This window comes from Sutcliffiella horikoshii, assembly GCF_020524325.1.
Taxonomy (GTDB): domain Bacteria; phylum Bacillota; class Bacilli; order Bacillales; family Bacillaceae_I; genus Sutcliffiella_A; species Sutcliffiella_A horikoshii_D.
The window spans coordinates 39281-57158 of the sequence record NZ_JAIVKY010000017.1 but is presented as its reverse complement, the minus strand read 5'-3'; the positions used below and the strand labels follow the sequence as shown (position 1 = coordinate 57158).

Annotated in this window: 19 protein-coding genes and 1 rRNA gene; 19 read left to right on the top strand and 1 reads right to left on the bottom strand. The window is 40.8% G+C overall.

Going from position 1 to position 17878, the window contains the following annotated elements; genetic code table 11:
• From rrf to rsmI, 11 genes are all read left to right on the top strand, one after another.
• A 5S ribosomal RNA gene (gene rrf, locus LC091_RS19745) occupies positions 1–95 on the top strand; the annotation flags it as partial.
• A 390-nt stretch (positions 96–485) separates the two neighbouring features.
• Positions 486–686 (top strand): sigma factor G inhibitor Gin, encoded by a 201-nt coding sequence (locus LC091_RS19740; RefSeq protein WP_226683738.1) that lies wholly within the window; start codon positions 486–488, stop codon positions 684–686.
• Between the two features lie 387 nt (positions 687–1073).
• Complete coding sequence (locus tag LC091_RS19735; RefSeq protein ID WP_226683737.1) at positions 1074–2525, top strand: aminotransferase class I/II-fold pyridoxal phosphate-dependent enzyme; 1452 nt, start codon at positions 1074–1076, stop codon at positions 2523–2525.
• A 7-nt stretch (positions 2526–2532) separates the two neighbouring features.
• Positions 2533–3171 (top strand): dTMP kinase, encoded by a 639-nt coding sequence (gene tmk / locus LC091_RS19730; protein WP_226683736.1) that lies wholly within the window; start codon positions 2533–2535, stop codon positions 3169–3171.
• Between the two features lie 81 nt (positions 3172–3252).
• Entirely contained in the window at positions 3253–3582 is a 330-nt protein-coding gene (locus LC091_RS19725; protein ID WP_047972434.1) for a cyclic-di-AMP receptor, read from the top strand.
• A 72-nt stretch (positions 3583–3654) separates the two neighbouring features.
• Positions 3655–4095, top strand: a complete 441-nt coding sequence (locus LC091_RS19720; protein ID WP_226683735.1) for a YaaR family protein — start codon at positions 3655–3657, stop codon at positions 4093–4095.
• 18 nt (positions 4096–4113) lie between these two features.
• Positions 4114–5106 carry a DNA polymerase III subunit delta' gene (gene holB / locus LC091_RS19715; RefSeq protein WP_226683734.1) on the top strand — a complete coding sequence of 331 codons (993 nt, stop codon included), beginning with the start codon at positions 4114–4116 and terminating at the stop codon, positions 5104–5106.
• 1 nt (position 5107) lies between these two features.
• Entirely contained in the window at positions 5108–5935 is an 828-nt protein-coding gene (locus LC091_RS19710; protein WP_060666692.1) for a PSP1 domain-containing protein, read from the top strand.
• Positions 5936–5947: 12 nt separating this feature from the next.
• Entirely contained in the window at positions 5948–6316 is a 369-nt protein-coding gene (gene yabA, locus LC091_RS19705; RefSeq protein WP_226683733.1) for a DNA replication initiation control protein YabA, read from the top strand.
• 284 nt (positions 6317–6600) lie between these two features.
• Entirely contained in the window at positions 6601–7353 is a 753-nt protein-coding gene (locus LC091_RS19700; RefSeq protein ID WP_226683746.1) for a tRNA1(Val) (adenine(37)-N6)-methyltransferase, read from the top strand.
• Between the two features lie 20 nt (positions 7354–7373).
• Positions 7374–8255 carry a 16S rRNA (cytidine(1402)-2'-O)-methyltransferase gene (rsmI, locus tag LC091_RS19695; RefSeq protein ID WP_226683732.1) on the top strand — a complete coding sequence of 294 codons (882 nt, stop codon included), beginning with the start codon at positions 7374–7376 and terminating at the stop codon, positions 8253–8255.
• Between the two features lie 267 nt (positions 8256–8522).
• On the opposite strand, the gene LC091_RS19690 is transcribed toward rsmI, so the two are convergent.
• Positions 8523–8804 (bottom strand): AbrB/MazE/SpoVT family DNA-binding domain-containing protein, encoded by a 282-nt coding sequence (locus LC091_RS19690; protein ID WP_010191364.1) that lies wholly within the window; start codon positions 8802–8804, stop codon positions 8523–8525.
• Between the two features lie 544 nt (positions 8805–9348).
• On the opposite strand from LC091_RS19690, the gene metG reads away from it, so the two are divergent.
• From metG to LC091_RS19650, 8 genes are all read left to right on the top strand, one after another.
• Positions 9349–11340 carry a methionine--tRNA ligase gene (gene metG / locus LC091_RS19685; protein ID WP_226683731.1) on the top strand — a complete coding sequence of 664 codons (1992 nt, stop codon included), beginning with the start codon at positions 9349–9351 and terminating at the stop codon, positions 11338–11340.
• A gap of 159 nt (positions 11341–11499) precedes the next feature.
• The gene (locus LC091_RS19680; protein ID WP_226683730.1) at positions 11500–12267 is read left to right on the top strand and encodes a TatD family hydrolase; all 768 of its coding nucleotides are present in this window, start codon (positions 11500–11502) and stop codon (positions 12265–12267) included.
• Positions 12268–12491: 224 nt separating this feature from the next.
• The gene (locus LC091_RS19675; RefSeq protein ID WP_226683729.1) at positions 12492–13706 is read left to right on the top strand and encodes a G5 and 3D domain-containing protein; all 1215 of its coding nucleotides are present in this window, start codon (positions 12492–12494) and stop codon (positions 13704–13706) included.
• 177 nt (positions 13707–13883) lie between these two features.
• On the top strand, positions 13884–14438 hold the full coding sequence (rnmV, locus tag LC091_RS19670; protein ID WP_226683728.1) for a ribonuclease M5: 555 nt from the start codon (positions 13884–13886) through the stop codon (positions 14436–14438).
• Positions 14439–15329: a 16S rRNA (adenine(1518)-N(6)/adenine(1519)-N(6))-dimethyltransferase RsmA gene (rsmA, locus tag LC091_RS19665; RefSeq protein ID WP_226683727.1), complete on the top strand. Its 891-nt coding sequence runs from the start codon at positions 14439–14441 to the stop codon at positions 15327–15329.
• 559 nt (positions 15330–15888) lie between these two features.
• A complete protein-coding gene (gene yabG, locus LC091_RS19660; RefSeq protein ID WP_226683726.1) occupies positions 15889–16782 on the top strand; it encodes a sporulation peptidase YabG in 894 nt (297 codons plus the stop codon).
• 264 nt (positions 16783–17046) lie between these two features.
• Positions 17047–17310: a biofilm formation stimulator Veg gene (veg, locus tag LC091_RS19655; RefSeq protein WP_010191377.1), complete on the top strand. Its 264-nt coding sequence runs from the start codon at positions 17047–17049 to the stop codon at positions 17308–17310.
• Between the two features lie 282 nt (positions 17311–17592).
• Positions 17593–17775 (top strand): small, acid-soluble spore protein, alpha/beta type, encoded by a 183-nt coding sequence (locus tag LC091_RS19650; RefSeq protein ID WP_226683725.1) that lies wholly within the window; start codon positions 17593–17595, stop codon positions 17773–17775.
• The last annotated feature ends 103 nt before the right edge of the window (positions 17776–17878 follow it).

The window sequence follows — 17878 nt, the reverse complement described above, 5'->3', positions numbered from 1 at the left end:
TCACACCCGTTCCCATACCGAACACGGAAGTTAAGCTCTTCAGCGCCGATGGTAGTTGGGGGATCTCCCCCTGTGAGAGTAGGACGTTGCCAGGCAAATTTATGGGAAACCAGTGCTTATTTGATTAGGCGCTGGTTTTTTTGTGTTGTTTTGGTGGATGGAGGTGTGCCGTTTTTGTAGGTTTGTGTCGAATGACGGTTATATCGTCCGACTTAGCGGATAAATCGAAAAGTTCTTGGATAAAACAAAAAAGTTGCGGATAAAACAAAAAGTTGGACTATAAAACGCGGCTCCTAAACCAAAAACCTGTCAGCTCAAACAATCCCACCCCAACAAATCCCCCATCTTTTTTTATTCAAAGACAAACACAGACTAGTAGGCTTTACATACACTAGATGTAGGAGATTGGTAGGCTGGGATTTTACTAAAGTAGTATACAATTTTTAGATCTGGTTAGAATAGTGGATGGAGGTGGAGAAAGAGACATGAAGTCAGCCATTCATTCATCATTTGGGGAAACGTGTATTGTTTGTGAAGAACAGAAAGAAAAGGGAATCCATTTGTACACGTCGTTTATCTGTACGGAGTGTGAGGGTACGATGCTTCAGACTGATGTGAAAGATCCGCAATATAAGTTCTATTTGCAACAATTGAGGAAAATCACCATTCCAAAAATTTATTCGTAGTGTCAATTCCTGTTCACCCAAAAAGAGCCTTTAAATTCAATAGTTTACTTAGATGAAAAGTCCTGAAAATTAGGGCTTTTATTTTTTGTAACCGTCGAAAAGTATTTGAATTAAGGTGTAGTTTACACACCGCTGTTGATTTCCGCAAATGGCTTCGCTTTCCTAGGGGCACTGCTGGAGGAGCCTCCTCGGCTATGCCTGTGGGGTCTCCACCTAGCGCTATCTCCCTCAGGAGACTTCGCCTTTTGCTCCAATCAATAGCTAGAAATCATTGGGTAGATATGATATTCGTGTTTCAGTGGCTTGCTTGATTACCGAGTGACTATAAGTCTAAAGTTCTATCCGTTATAATGGAGGAAGTGAAACGATTAATTAGAGGGTGTAAAAATGTTAGATCAGAATAAGACACCTTTGTTTTCAGGATTAAAGAGCCATTGGGAGGCTTCACCATTTTCTGGACATGTTCCTGGTCATAAGTTTGGTGCTGTTTTTCCTGAGGAAGCAAGGGGTTATTTTAAAGATATATTGAAGTTGGATGCGACGGAGATCTCAGGGTTGGATGATCTGCATGATCCAGGAGGCATAATAGATGAGGCTCAGCGCTTGGCGAGTGACTTGTATGGTTCTGATGAGACATTTTTTCTGGTGAATGGTTCGACAGTAGGTAACTTGGCCATGATCTTAGCAACATGCAAAAGAGGAAGCAAGGTGCTGGTTCAGAGAAATTGTCATAAGTCAGTGTTGAATGGATTGGAGCTTGCAGGAGCAGATCCTGTTTTTTTACCGTGTGAAGTGGATGATAATCTGGGGGTTGCTGTCTCTGTCGACTTACCTTATCTATACAAGGCACTAGAAACGATAGAAGGGATAACGGCTGTTGTGCTAACCAACCCGAATTATTATGGGGTAGCAATAGATTTGGAGGATATCGTACAGGCTGTACATAGTTATAATATTCCTGTTTTAGTGGATGAAGCGCATGGGGCCCACTTTCTGTTGGGGGCACCTTTTCCTAAATCAGCGCTGTCTAGTGGAGCGGATGTGGTCATACATTCTGCGCATAAGACTTTGCCAGCTATGACGATGGGTTCGTGGTTGCATGTACAGGGAGAGAAAGTGAGGAAGGAAAGAGTCTCTCATTACCTTAAGATGTTACAGTCGAGCAGCCCATCCTATCCATTAATGGCATCATTGGATATGGCGAGATATTATCTTGCAAGTTTGTCCCAACAGGAAAAACAAGCGATTGTAGATGATATTAAAAGTATCGAGCATGAGCTGAAGAAGGTAAGGGAGATAGAAGTGGTTACGCCTAGTAACAGTCGTTTACTTGTCGACCCTTTAAAGCTTACACTACGCTCTACAAACGGACTGAGCGGGTTCGAACTTTCCACTCTTTTAGAAAAGGAAGGCCTTTTTGTGGAGCTGGCAGACCCTAAGAATATATTAATTGTTTTGCCACTAGCGGTTAATGAGAAAAAACATGATATGATAGAGAGAATAGTCCGGGCTGTATCCAAAGAAACAGAAAGGGGTTTGGAAAAGGAACAGATTACACTTCCACCTTTTCCAGCTGAGATCAGTGAACTTTCCATTCCTTTCAGTGAACAAGGGGACTATCAAAGCATAAAGTGTCCGATAGAGGAAGCAATTGGTGAAATAGCAGCCGAAGCGATTGTGCCGTATCCTCCTGGAATTCCACTTTTATTTAACGGGGAGAAGATTACAAGCTCCACGGTGGAATACATAAAGGCCCTCCAACATATCGGTGCAAGATTTCAAGCTAGCGAAGCGTTTAAAAGTAATTATATTTATATATATAAGAAGATAAAGGAGTAACAGGATTGTGAAGGGATTATTTATTACATTTGAAGGACCTGAGGGTGCAGGAAAGACGTCTGTCATTCAAAAGTTGGCAGCGGAAATGACGGAACGGAACTATCCCATCTTACTAACAAGGGAACCCGGAGGCATTGCCATAGCCGAGCAGATACGTAATGTTATTTTAGATTGTAACAACACAGAAATGGATGCAAGAACAGAAGCATTGCTGTATGCTGCTGCTCGCCGCCAGCACTTAGTGGAGCGGGTCATACCTGCTTTAAAAGAAAATAAGATTGTCCTGTGTGACCGTTTTATCGATAGTTCTCTTGCCTATCAAGGGTATGCAAGGGGAATTGGAGTGGAAGACGTGCTTAGCATCAATGAGTTTGCAACAGAAAAAATGATGCCATCACTCACGATCTATTTTGATATAGAGCCGGAAGCAGGACTTAAGCGAATCACAGCGAATAATAATCGGGAAATAAATCGTTTAGATCAAGAAAAACTAGACTTCCATTATAAAGTAAAAGAAGGATATAACCTTGTAAAAGAAAAGTATGGAGAAAGAATGACGGTAGTGGATGCGTCAATGGACTTCGAATCTGTATGCAACCAGGTGAGAGAAATTCTAATTTCCTATATTTCCAAACACGGATTCTAATTCCAATCATAAAAATAAATTACCAAATACGAAATAATGAAGTGAAAGATAATTAATGGTAAAATAAAGGAGGCGCTTTATATGAAGATGATCATGGCAGTTATTCAAGATAAAGACAGTAATCGTTTAATGAATGCTTTGGTAGAACATAACTTCCGTGCAACAAAACTTGCGAGTACAGGCGGCTTTTTGAAGTCTGGGAATACAACGTTTATGATTGGTACGGAAGACGTTCGAGTACAGAAGGCATTGGATATCATCAAAGACAATTGCCAGCACCGCCAGCAATTGGTTGCACCTGTTTCCCCTATGGGTGGAAATGCAGATTCCTATGTTCCATACCCGGTAGAGGTGGAAGTAGGCGGCGCAACGGTCTTTGTCTTGCCTGTTGAGCATTTTCATCAATTCTAACGTTAAGCGGCTGAAAGGCTGCTTTTTTCAGATAAGTTCCAGGAAACGATAGGGGAAAGGGACAGTGCAATCATGAAAATTTCAACCGATCTTAGAACAAACATAGATAATGCAAGGATGGATATGAGAAGCGGATCTGCTGCCGCCACTGCCTTTGGGGAGGTCTTGCAAAGACACTCCAGCAAGTTGCATAACCAACAGTTGCAGTTACTGATGAACGATATAGAATTAGTAGGTGACCGCTTGGGGAATTCTCGCTCTTTCCAAGACTTGGCCAAGTATAAAACACTTGTAAAACGTTTTATGGAAGAAGCGGTTGAATTTGGAATGGAACTGAACCAATCCCACCATTGGACAAATGATGGACAATCTAGGCATCTGCAAGTGGTAAAGCAGGTGGACGAAGCACTTCTTGGGCTGACAGAAAAGGTCATGAGCCAAGAGGAATCAAGATTAAACATATTAAGCAGTATTGGTGAGATTAAAGGATTGCTCATCAATTTATATATGTAGGTTAGTGAGTGATAAAGAGTGATTAAAAGTTGGTCGGATCTACAAAACCAGCCTACCGTTGCAAGAATCGTTACAAACAGTTTGGAGCGGAATAGGATAGCCCATGCTTATTTGCTTGATGGAATGAAGGGTACTGGAAAAAAAGAAGTCAGCTATCTATTTGCAAAAAGCTTGTTGTGTAAAGACTTACAAGGAGTCAATCCGTGTCAAAGCTGTTCAAATTGTAAGCGGATAGATTCTAGGAACCATCCCGATGTCCATGTCGTGGAACCGGACGGTAACTCTATTAAGAAGCAACAAATTCAATTCTTGCAAGAGGAATTCACGAAAACCGGTTTAGAGTCTAAGAGAAAGATATATATTATTGAGCATGCAGATAAGATGACGACAAATGCTGCCAATAGTTTATTAAAGTTCTTGGAGGAACCGAATCAAGAAACGTTTGCCTTCTTATTGACGGAAAACGTCAATCAAATGTTAAATACCATCATTTCCAGGTGTCAGCCCCTATCATTTCGCGCATTAACTTCAGAAGGACTGGTAGCAAAGCTTATAGCAGAAGATATTTCACTGCCATTAGCAAAGTCAGCGGCGTCCTTAACGAACAGTTTAGAGGAAGCAGTAGAATTATGTCGAGATGATTGGTTTGCGCTGGCTAGAAACTTAGTGATAAAATTGTATGAAGCAATATTTAATCGTCCTCAGGCATCTTTGCTATTTATACAAGAAAAATGGATGCCCCATTTTTCCGATAGAAAGCAACTGGAGATAGGTTTGGATTTAATGCTATTTATTTATAAAGATATGCTGTATGCTCAGTTATCCAAAGAGGAGCAGCTGGTGTTTGTCGACGAGAAAGAGTTGATTCAAAAGTTGGCACTCCAGACGACTCAACAGAGAGTGACCGAGCAATTGACCTATATATTACAAAGTAAGTCTCGGTTGGCATCGAATGTGAATCCGCACCTTCTCATGGAACAATTAGCGTTAAACTTGCAGGAGGGATATTAGTTTGTATGAAGTAGTGGGAGTTCGTTTTAAAAAAGCAGGGAAAATATACTATTTTGACCCAAATGGGCTTGATATAAAGGATAATGAGTTTGTCATTGTGGAAACAGTAAGAGGAGTGGAGTTCGGAAAGGCTGTCATCGGTCAAAAGAAAGTCGACGAAAACGATGTCGTACTGCCATTGAAAAAAGTACTCCGCATTGCTGATCAGAAAGACCGACTTATTGTAGAAGAGAATAAAAAGGCTGCAAACGAAGCGTTTGATGTTTGTTTCGGTAAAGTAAATGATCATGGACTGGACATGAAGCTAGTCGATGTGGAATACACATTTGATCGAAATAAGATTATCTTTTATTTCACCGCTGATGGACGTGTGGATTTCAGAGAACTTGTAAAAGATCTTGCTTCCATATTCCGTACCAGAATTGAACTTAGACAAATTGGTGTTCGTGATGAAGCCAAACTATTGGGTGGGATCGGTCCTTGTGGACGGATGCTTTGTTGTTCCACATTCTTGGGAGACTTTGAACCGGTATCCATCAAAATGGCGAAGGATCAAAACCTGTCGTTGAATCCTTCCAAGATTTCTGGACTATGTGGTCGCCTAATGTGCTGTCTAAAGTATGAAAATGACGAATACGAGTCCGCCAAAGAACAATTACCAGATTTGGATGAAGTAATTAAAACACCAAATGGGGTAGGCCGAGTGGTCGGATTGAATATACTCGAACGCGTGCTTCAAGTGGAGTTGTCCGGGAAGGACCGAGTGGTCGAATTTTCTCTAGACGAGTTACTTCAAGAGGGAGCCGTTTCAACGCAAGCCACAGATTAAGAGGTGGAAAACTTGGACAAGAAGGAAATATTTGATTCTGTCAGCAATATGGAAGAACAGATCGGACATTTATATAAACAGCTTGGAGACTTAAAAGAACACCTTGCCCTGATTATTGAAGAGAATAACAGTGTGCTGGTGGAAAACAGCCACCTCCGCAAACGTCTTGAGCAAATGACGGCTGTGGAGGAACAGGCTCCCATGCCGGAACATAAACGCAAGAAAAAGCAGCAGGAGCAAAAGCAGACGGATGTGGGCGAGGGTTATGATAATTTAGCCAGGCTCTATCAGGAAGGGTTTCATATTTGTAACCTGAATTTCGGCAGTCCACGCAAAGAAGGGGATTGTATGTTTTGCTTGTCTTTTCTTAATAAGAAGTAGAGAGTCGCTTCTCCGTAACGGGGTGGCGGCTTTTTATTTGTTTGTCGTAGTACGTTTGATTTCCGTTCCAGGCGCTTCGCTTGCCTGCGGGCGGTCCGTGAGCCTCCTCACTTCGTTGCGGGGTCTCACCTGTCCCTTCCTCCCGCGGGCGTCTGCGCGCCTTCCACTCCAATCAATAGAAATCACATCTTACTTATGGGAAAGTAAATCTTTATGGCTCTTATGTTTTTGGATCGGATTGCGTTATAATAGGGAAAGATTATGGTACGAGAGGGTTTTGTTTGATGGTAGAGCTTGTAGGAGATGAGCGTCTGGATTATTTGTTGGCGGAGAATTTGCGGATCATACAGAGTCCCTCTGTGTTTTCCTTTTCATTGGATGCGGTTCTGTTGGCACAATTTGTGTATGTTCCTATTCAAAAAGGAAACATCATGGATCTGTGCACAGGGAATGGCATCATACCGCTTTTATTAAGTAAACGGACAAGAGGCAACATTTCAGGAGTAGAAATACAAGAGCGACTTGCCGGCATGGCCGAGAGAAGCTTTTCTTATAATGGATTAGAGGATCGTCTAAAAGTTATTAACAAGGATCTTAAGGAACTTCCGGCAATGTTAGAGAACAAGAAATTTGATGTGGTGACGTGCAATCCTCCATACTTTCCTTTAACAGAGCAAGAAGAAAAGATAAATAGCAATATTCACTATGCTATCGCAAGGCATGAATTAGAATGCACACTTGAAGATGTGGTGAGGGTCAGCAGCCAAATTACGAAACAAGGCGGAAAAGTTGCTTTTGTCCATCGTCCAGGCAGGCTTTTAGATATTATCTCTCTTATGAGAAAATATCGGATAGAACCAAAGCGTCTTCAATTTGTTCATTCCAAACTAGGAAAACCCGCCAATACACTACTAATAGAAGGAATCAAGGATGGAAATCCCGACTTAAAGATTCTTCCACCACTTTTGGTGTACGGTGAAAACGGCGAATACACCCCAGAAGTAAGGAAAATGCTTTTTGGAGAAGAACAAGTTTAATAATAAAAGAGGGATACATTATGGAATTATGGCAACAAAATAGCTTCAACGAATCATACACTCAAGGAAGATTATATCTCATCCCTACACCCATCGGGAACCTAGAAGACATCACCTATCGTTCCCTAAGGATGCTAAAGGAAGTAGACTACATAGCAGCTGAAGACACACGCAACACCAAAAAACTATGTAACTATTTCGAGATCACCACTCCTCTGATCAGTTATCACGAACACAACAAAGAACAAAGCGGCAGAAAAATAGTCGACCTTTTAAAAGATGGCAAGGACATTGGCCTTGTGAGTGATGCAGGCATGCCGTCCATATCAGATCCTGGTTATGAAATAGTGGTAGAAGCACTCGAAGAAAAGCTGTATGTCGTTCCTTTGCCAGGAGCAAACGCAGCATTAACAGCTTTAATTGCATCTGGATTAGTTTCACAGCCATTTTACTTTTATGGCTTCCTTGATCGTCAAAAGAAGGAAAAGAAAAAGGAACTGGAGCGGCTGAAAAAGTTCACAGATACCTTTATTCTTTATGAATCGCCACATCGTTTGAAAGACACGCTCAACTTGATGCGTGACATTCTTGGCAACCGGTCCATCGTTGTGAGCCGCGAACTTACGAAAAAATTTGAAGAGTTCACACGAGGGAGCATCTCTGAGGTATTGGCTCTTTATGAAGAGCAAGGGATTAAGGGTGAGTGTTGCATTATAATAGAAGGAAGTAGTGAAGAAGTTCAGGATGACACAGAATCCTGGTGGCAGGACCTTTCGGTTTTAGAGCATGTCCAACAGGTGATGGAGGCAGAAGGCTTTTCCTCCAAAGAAGCAATCAAACAAGTCTCCAAAGAGCGTAACTTACCAAAAAGAGAAGTATACCAAGCATTTCATGTTGAGTAGTAATAAGATTTAAAGCCAGTACTTAAGTTATGAGGTGCTGGCTTTTTTGTGGGTAGGTGTTATGAAGACGTTGAGGCATGGATTTTTTCTTTGAAACTGTCTTCATCACGTGTATGAAAACAGTTTGAAGGGGTTTTTTTTATCAGGAGTGTCTTCATCGGCCTTATGAAGACAATTTAGGATCTAATATCTCATCAAAAGTGTCTTCATGGACTTTTGCATAATAAAAAGAGGGTGCCACGGCACCCTCTTTTCTGTGTTATAACATTATTTTGCTTGTAAGTTGTTTTGGATCTCTTGAATAATTTTTTCTGCACCTTCACGGCTTAAGATGATTTTTCCATCTGCAAGCGTAAGGTTGTTGTCAGAAACTTCACCAGTAACTTGGCAAGTCATGTTAGGCTTATATTTTTTCAAGATGATTTTTTCGTCATCCACATAGATCTCCAAAGCGTCTTTTTCTGCAATTCCTAAAGTTCTGCGAAGCTCGATAGGAATAACCACGCGGCCTAACTCGTCAACTTTACGTACAATACCAGTAGATTTCATAAGAAAAATACCCCTCTCCAAATTATAAGTATTATTTAGTATTATTAATCTATCATTTTCGTCATTATTCGACAAATCTAACGTGTTTCCATCATAACAATATTTACAAAATACGTCAAGAATTATGTTTGAAAATATTTGTATTTCTTTTAAAAAATGTATTCCAAAAGCGGAAAAAGAGCTTCGTAATAAGGGTTTACTGGAATCTGTCTGAGGTTGACATTTACAATTACTTACTAATTTTCAATAGAATACTAACTTAATTATAAACATCATTCGACAAATTTCAACTAGTTTATTCGACAAACTTTTCGACAAATGTCGAAATGATAGGAAACACTCAATCAAGTGCAGTGGAAATAAAAGAGGAGATAAAAAGTTTTTGTTCAATCCTTAACAATACTCACCTAAACCATGTATAATAGGTATAAAAATAAGGTTATGATGTTGATATATATAGGAAGTTGAAAACGATCATCGCTCTCGTCCATCGGGCGGGAGTTTTCTACTTTTATATGTTTCGATTATAGGGAGGTAATTTTTGATGGTAGCCGAGAAAAAAACTTTTTACATTACAACACCTATCTATTATCCGAGTGGTAATTTACATATTGGTCATGCATATACGACAGTGGCGGGAGATGCCATGGCCCGTTATAAGCGTCTAAAGGGCTTTGATGTAATGTACTTAACAGGTACAGACGAGCACGGACAAAAGATTCAGCGAAAAGCGGAAGAAAAAGGTGTTACTTCTCAACAATACGTAGACGATATTGTGTCCGGAATTAAAGAGCTTTGGGAAAAGCTTGATATATCTTATGATGATTTCATTCGTACAACGGAGAGCCGCCATAAAGAGGTAGTAGAGAAAATCTTTAAACAGTTACTAGATCAAGGCGATATTTATCTGGATGAATATGAAGGTTGGTACTCTGTTCCGGATGAAACGTATTACAGAGAACATCAACTTGTCGATCCTATTCATGAGAATGGGAAAGTGGTAGGAGGAAAAAGTCCGGACAGTGGCCACCCGGTAGAATTGGTGAGAGAGCAGTCTTACTTCTTCCGCATGGGTAAATATGTGGACCGCCTGCTGCAATATTACGATGAAAACCCAGAGTTCATCCAACCAGAATCCAGAAAAAATGAAATGGTGAACAACTTTATCAAACCTGGCTTGGAGGATTTGGCTGTTTCTAGAACTTCCTTTGACTGGGGAGTAAAAGTTCCTGGAGATTCAAAGCATGTTATCTATGTTTGGATTGATGCATTGTCCAACTATATTACAGCACTAGGTTATGGGACGGATAATGATGAGAAGTATATGAAATATTGGCCTGCAGATGTTCATCTTGTAGGAAAAGAAATCGTTCGCTTTCATACCATTTACTGGCCGATCATGTTGATGGCATTGGACTTGCCACTTCCAAAGAAGGTCTTTGCACATGGATGGCTTCTAATGAAAGATGGAAAGATGTCCAAGTCAAAAGGGAATGTAGTGGACCCTGTTACCTTGATTGACCGTTACGGCCTTGATGCATTGAGATATTATTTGTTAAGAGAAGTTCCATTTGGAGCGGACGGTGTCTTCACACCGGAAGGGTTCGTGGAAAGAGTAAACTTTGACCTAGCCAATGACCTTGGAAACTTATTAAACAGAACGGTTGCCATGATTGATAAGTATTTTGACGGTGAAGTTCCTGTTTATAACGGTAATGTAACAGAATTTGACCAGACGTTAAGTGAGCTTGCAGTGAACACGGTTCAGCAGTATGAAAATGCGATGGAAAACATGGAATTCTCTGTGGCGTTATCTTCTATCTGGCAGCTTGTAAGCAGAACGAACAAATATATAGATGAAACACAACCATGGGTGCTGGCAAAAAATGATGAGACAAAAGAACAACTGGCATCTGCTATGGCACACCTTGCAGAATCATTGCGCTTCATCGGGATCCTTTTAAAACCGTTCTTGACTAGAACACCAGGGAAGATTTTCGCGCAACTTGGAGTAAATGAGTCTCTAACTACCTGGGAAAGTTTATCCGCATTCGGTCAGATTCCTGCAGGAACGAAGACAGTGAAAGCAGACCCTATCTTCCCTCGCCTTGATGTAAAAGAAGAGGTAGAGCACATTAAACAAGTGATGCAACCTTCTGCACCGGCCGAAAAGGTGGAGGGAAAAGTGACAGAAGAAGCGCCGCCAGCATCCGAAGAAATCACGTTTGATGATTTTATGAAAATTGATTTGCGTGTAGCGGAAGTGACTCATTGTGAGCCAGTGAAAAAGGCTGACAAGTTATTAAAGCTTCAGTTAGATCTTGGATATGAAAAGAGACAAGTAGTTTCCGGTATCGCAAAGTTTTATAAGCCGGAGGAGTTAGTTGGAAAGCGAGTTATTTGCGTAACGAACTTGAAGCCTGTTAAACTACGCGGAGAGTTATCAGAAGGAATGATCCTAGCAGGCGAAAAGGATGGCGTTTTGTCCTTAGCTTCTGTAGACGCGTCCTTACCTTTAGGAGCTAAAGTAAAGTAATTAGTTTTTGGATAAAATAATTTTAGAACGAAAGAGGTGTTTCACGTGTAACAACGGGTTGCACCTCTTTATTTCTTTTTTTGAATACTATTTGTTTATATTATTTCAGGAAAAGGATTTAATTCTCAAATCAACCAATATATTACGGGAGTGTTTTTCATGTTATTTGATACACATGTGCATTTAAATGCAGATCAATATGAGGAAGATTTACAAGAAGTGATTGACCGTGCCCAAGCTGAAAAGGTAACGAACATGGTGGTGGTGGGGTTTGACCGGAAAACGATCACCAGGGCAATGGAGCTAGTGGAAAAATACGATTTTCTTTATGCAGCGGTTGGTTGGCATCCGGTTGATGCGATCGATATGACAGAAGAAGACCTGGCTTGGATAGAAGATCTTGCTTCCCATGAAAAAGTAGTGGCTATTGGAGAGATGGGGCTTGACTATCATTGGGATAAATCGCCGAAAGAGGTACAAAAAGAGGTGTTTCGTAAACAAATCCAGCTTGCGAAAAAAGTGAAACTTCCTATTGTCATCCATAACAGGGATGCAACAGCGGATGTGGTGCAAATTTTAAAAGAGGAAGATGCCAAAGAAGTGGGAGGAATCATGCATTGCTTTACGGGCAGCTTGGAAGTGGCGAAAGAATGCATGGAGATGAATTTTTATATTTCCTTTGGCGGGCCTGTCACGTTTAAAAATGCAAAAAAACCAAAAGAAGTGGTAAAAGAGATACCGATGGAAAAACTTCTGATTGAAACAGATTGCCCTTATCTGACGCCCCATCCATATCGTGGAAAAAGAAATGAGCCGGGGTATGTGAGACTCGTTGCAGAACAAATAGCAGAATTGAAAGAATTAACGATAGAGGAAGTAGCAGAAAAAACAACAGCAAATGCTAAGAAATTATTCGGCATAAACTGACAAAGAAACTTGTCAAAAATGGCGGATACTTGTCCAATTCGGGGAAAAACAAATAAGTTCTACCTAACTTCTTCTCTTCATAGGATAATCGTGTCGATAGTTTTCACTTCCCTTTTGTGAGAATTTTCTGCATAATAGACATTACGGTCGAGCCGATGGAAAGGGTTGACAAGTTACATAACTGTCTATATAATCCATTCGAGGAGAAGGAGGCGTTTTTTTACATGTTAAATAGCATGAAAAAACTGTTTTCTGGTAAGTTGAGTAGGACGAAACTGGCCATTACTTTAACTAGTTTCATAGTCTTCTCAACCATACTTGGCTTTGGTGTCTTTCATGGCACAAAGGCTGCTGTAACAGTGAATGTGGACGGTGAAGAAGTCACGGTGCGCACGCACGCAAAAACTGTAGCGGATATTCTAAAAGAGTTGGACATAGAAGTCCATCCAGAGGACAAATTGGAGCCTTCTAAGGATACCGTTGTCAGCGATTCCATGCAGATCGTTTGGGATCCTGCGAAAGAAGTGACACTTGTCATCGATGATAAGGAACACGCAATGTATACGACAGCAGAGACAGTACAAGATTTCTTAGCAGAAAGAGATATAGATATAAAAGAGCACGATAAAGTTAGTCAAGATTTAAATACCCCACTTAAAGACAATCTAGTCATCGCCATTGAAAAGGCATTTGAAGTGACTTTAGATGTCGGTGGAGAAAAACAACAAGTATGGTCTACTTCGACTACGGTCGCTGACTTTTTAGAACAGCACGATATCACAGTAAATGATCTTGACCGAGTGGAGCCTAGTCTAGAAGAATTGGTAGCAAAAGATACTGTAGTTAATATTACTAGAGTTGAAAAAGTCACCGATGTAGTGGAAGAGCCTATTGAATTTGGTGTTGTAACACAAAATGATAGTTCCCTTGATAAGGGGAAAGAGCAAGTGGTTCAGCAAGGTGAGAATGGAACCGTTGCAAATCATTATGAAGTCATATTAGAGAACGGCAAGGAAGTTTCCCGTGAATTGGTGAAAACAGAAACGGTGAAAGAATCTTTAGATCGCATCGTTGCTGTCGGAACAAAAGCTCCGCCACCTCCACAACCGAAACCTCAGCAGGTTGTGTCACGTAGTACAGAAACAAGCTCTAAAGAGTTTTATGTTTCTTCTACAGCCTACACAGCATTTTGTAATGGGTGTAGCGGTGTGACAAGTACGGGCATTAACTTACGAACAAATCCGGGAGCGAAAGTAATTGCAGTAGACCCAAGTGTCATTCCTTTAGGGACAAAAGTCTATGTGGAAGGCTATGGCTATGCTGTTGCTGGAGATACTGGCGGCGCTATCAAAGGCCACAAAATCGATGTTTTCTTCTCTGATAAAGATGCTGCTTATCGTTGGGGAAGGAAAAAAGTGAAAATCAAGATACTTGATTAATGATAGGTGATAGTTAGTTCAAGCAGGGGTTTCTTCATGCCTCTGCTTTTTTCTGTTAAAATAAATATTAGTAATAAAAGACAAAATAAAGTAGAATACATACTATTGTTTGTTTTTACTTTTCATAACATTAGACGTTTATCATAGAAGAAAAGTTTCACTCTTTTGGAGGAAAAAATGAAAATAAAAGAAATTATTGTGGTGGAAGGAAAAGATGATACGGTCGCCATTAAGCGGGCTGTTGATGCTGATACCATTGAAACAGGTGGTTCGGCAATAAATGAGGAGATACTAAATCGTATCAAGCATGCTCAGGACACAAGAGGTGTCATTGTATTCACAGATCCTGACTATCCTGGTGATAAAATACGCCATGCCATCAGACAGGCTGTTCCCGGCTGTAAACATGCATTTTTGCCTAAAGATAAGGCCAGGGGCAAAAACGGCAAAGGGATAGGGGTAGAGCATGCCACAGTGCGTGACATTCAAGAAGCGCTGGAAGGCTTGCATCAAGAGTACGAACAAGAAACAGAAGAGATACCATTTGAAGCCCTTGTCTATTACGGACTTGCTGCAGGTCCACAAGCTAAAAGTAGAAGAGAGCGCCTCGGTGTAGAACTGAACATCGGCTATACAAACGGCAAGCAATTGCAAAAGCGTCTGCAGATGTTCCATATCTCATTAGAAAGATTAAAACAAGCAGTAACGAAAATAGACCAGGAGGAGCAATAAATGCATAAAGATATTGCCACACCGAAAAGAACAAAGGAAATATTAGATAAGTATGGCTTCTCTTTTAAAAAGAGTTTGGGACAAAACTTCCTAATCGACACAAATATCTTAAGGAATATTGTGGAGTATGGAGAAGTGTCAGAAAAGACAGCTGCCATTGAAATTGGTCCGGGAATTGGTGCCCTAACAGAACAAATCGCGAAAAGAGCCGGAAAAGTTTTCGCTTTTGAAATCGACCAAAGACTGTTGCCGATCTTAGAAGACACCCTCTCTCCTTATGAAAATGTTACTGTTATTCATAAAGATATTCTAAAGGCAGATGTAACAGAACTGATTGGTGAAGAGTTAAAGATGTATGAAGAAGTAAGAGTGATCGCCAACCTTCCATACTATGTCACCACCCCTATCATCATGAAGCTGTTACAAGAAGGGTTACCGCTTAAAAGCATTACTGTCATGCTGCAAAAAGAAGTGGCAGAGCGCATGGCTGCAAAACCTGGTACGAAGGAATATGGGTCCCTTTCCATTGCAGTGCAGTATTTTACGCAAGCGGAAACGGTCATGATTGTTCCAAAAACAGTTTTTGTGCCACAACCTAATGTGGACTCCGCGGTCATCCGTCTCGTCGTCCGTGAGGAGCCGCCTGTTCGTGTGAAGGATGAGGAGTTCTTCTTTGAAGTAGTGCGCGCAAGTTTTGGGCAACGAAGAAAAACAATCTTAAATAATTTGCAAAGCAACCTGCCAGATGGGAAGGCAAAGAAACAAGGGATTGAAGCGGCCCTTGCCAACACTTCCATCGATCCAAAAAGGCGCGGGGAGACTCTTTCCATTGAAGAGTTCGGTGTTTTGAGTGATGAATTGTTCCCACTGTTTAAAACGGAAACGGCCTGAATAGGGTCGTTTTTTTATGAAATCCAGTTGCTTTCCGTTCCAGGCGCTTCGCTTGCCTGCGGGCGGTCCGTGAGCCTCCTCGCTTCGCCTGAGGTTCCCACCTGGCCCTTCCTCCCGCGGGCAATCTCCAATCAACTTGGGGTTCGCATTCAGTATTGAATATTCATTATTCGAAAATGGATAAATCATTTTTACAATGGATATAACTCTTTTACAATGGATAAATCATTTTTACGATGGATATAAGTGTCTTTACAATGGATAAAATCAATTTACAATGGATAAACGAAAATTCACCCGATAATAAAGTGACAAAGGCAGCTAATATGAATGGTTTTTGTCCCAAATTAATAAAAAATACACAAAAAAACTGCCACAACATCAAGTATTCCCTCAAGATGTGGCAGCTTTTATAATTCCCTGAAAATGAATTCGGGCTAATGCGCTCGTAAGCTCCATCACACCAAGGAAAGTGCTCACACACATAAAGTACCGTGCATACTCTAGGTTAGATAGACCGTTGGGGTAAATGCCTTCTCCCAGTTGGAGGGAAAAAAAGATGCTGAAAATTGGAGACATTGTTGCACGGAAATCTTATAATTATGACCTATTGTTTCGTGTGATGGATATACATGAGAATGAATTAAAACAGCGAGTTGTTTTATTATATGGGGAAGATGTCAGGCTGATGGCAGATGCCCCTTACGAAGATCTGAAAGTGGTAGATGGAAAAGAGCAGATGACCAGGAAGCAACGGGCGGAATCCAAGGTCAATAGATCTTTGCAACTCCTGCAGCAGGACTACCAGCTGATCCGGGAAAAAAATGAATACGAGGCAACGGGTGGCTATAGTACAGAGCAAAACTATTTTCAAGTGCCGGGAAAGGTCTTGCATTTGGATGGCGATCCTCTGTATTTGAAGAAATGCCTGGAGCTTTACGAAAGAATCGGCGTCCCTGTCAACGGGGTGCATGTGAATGAAAAAGAAATGCCTTTGAAAATAACCGAATTGATGGAAAGGTACCGCCCGGACATCTTGGTCATCACCGGTCATGATGCATACTCCAAGAGTAAGGGGAAAGCAAGCGACCTTAAAGCATATCGCCATTCTTGGCACTTTGTGCAAACAGTGAAAGAAGCCCGCAGGATTCAACCGAACCTCGATCAGTTAGTCATTTTTGCAGGGGCGTGCCAGTCCCACTTCGAATCGCTAATACAGGCAGGCTCAAACTTTGCAAGTTCACCTTCTCGAGTGAATATCCATGCGCTTGATCCAGTTTATATTGTGGGTAGAATATGTTTTACTCCTTTTATGGAACGCGTAAATGTATGGGATTTGTTGAAAAATACATTAACAGGGGATAAGGGACTAGGCGGTATTGAAACAAGAGGAGTTTTACGAACGGGGATGCCTTTTAGACCTTATAAAGAAGATGAAGATGATGACTCTTAACGATTTGAAGTTAAGGGTTTTTTGTCGTAATTTCGCCTGATGAATTTTAACCAGAAACCTCTTCTAATTAAGGATATAAAGGTAATTTAAGATTTTATACATAATTCTTGCCTTATATGCGCATAGTAAATGTAGACATATGAAGATAATTGTAGACAGAAATATATTGACAGGTTGCTTTTACGGTTGTTATAATTTTAAGTTTTATTTGATTTTTTGTTAAAATTATGTTACACTAACTATAGTATAGTGAGGTGGAGTAAAATGGGAAAAACGTTAGTAGATATCAAAAGAACGTTAGATTCTAATTTAGGTAAAAAGTTAACTCTTCGTGCTAACGGTGGTCGTAGAAAGACAATTGAGCGCATAGGGATATTAGCAGAAACTTATCCATCAGTGTTTGTAATAGAACTAGATCAAGACGAAAATGCTTTTGAACGTGTATCCTACAGCTATGCAGATGTCCTCACAGAGACGGTACAACTTACATTTTTTGAAGAAGGCAATATGGCCATAAGTGGGCAGTAGACAAATTTGTTTGCTGCTTTTTATTTTGCCCAAAAACACCTTAGCTGGTGATTGGAGCGAAAGGCTGAGACTCCAGCGGGGGAGTAACGATTGGTTGAGACCCCGCAGGCTTTCCGAGGATCCTTAAGCATCTTCCCGCGGAAAGTGAAGCCTGGCGCAGAAATCAACAGCGGTCGTTAATGCACTTCTCTCTAAAATACATATATAACCGCTTATAAAAAAACAAAAGCCCTCCAATACTAATATTGTCGCGTTCAACGATCAATGAGGAGGGCTTTTATCATGAGCAGAAGACGAAGCATAATGTCTCATCAGCTTAAAGAAGAACTGGCAAAAGAACTTGGTTTCTATAATGTCGTACAAAGCGAAGGCTGGGGCGGAATCAAAGCCAAGGATGCCGGGAACATGGTAAAACGTGCAATAGAATTGGCAGAGCGACAACTTGTCCAAAATAAACAAAAATAGATAAATGAAGAACCGAAGTGAAAGCCACTTCGGTTTTTTGGCAACGCGGAAAAAGCAGATCACTTTTGAAAACATAATATTTCCCAATCATGGAGATATTTCT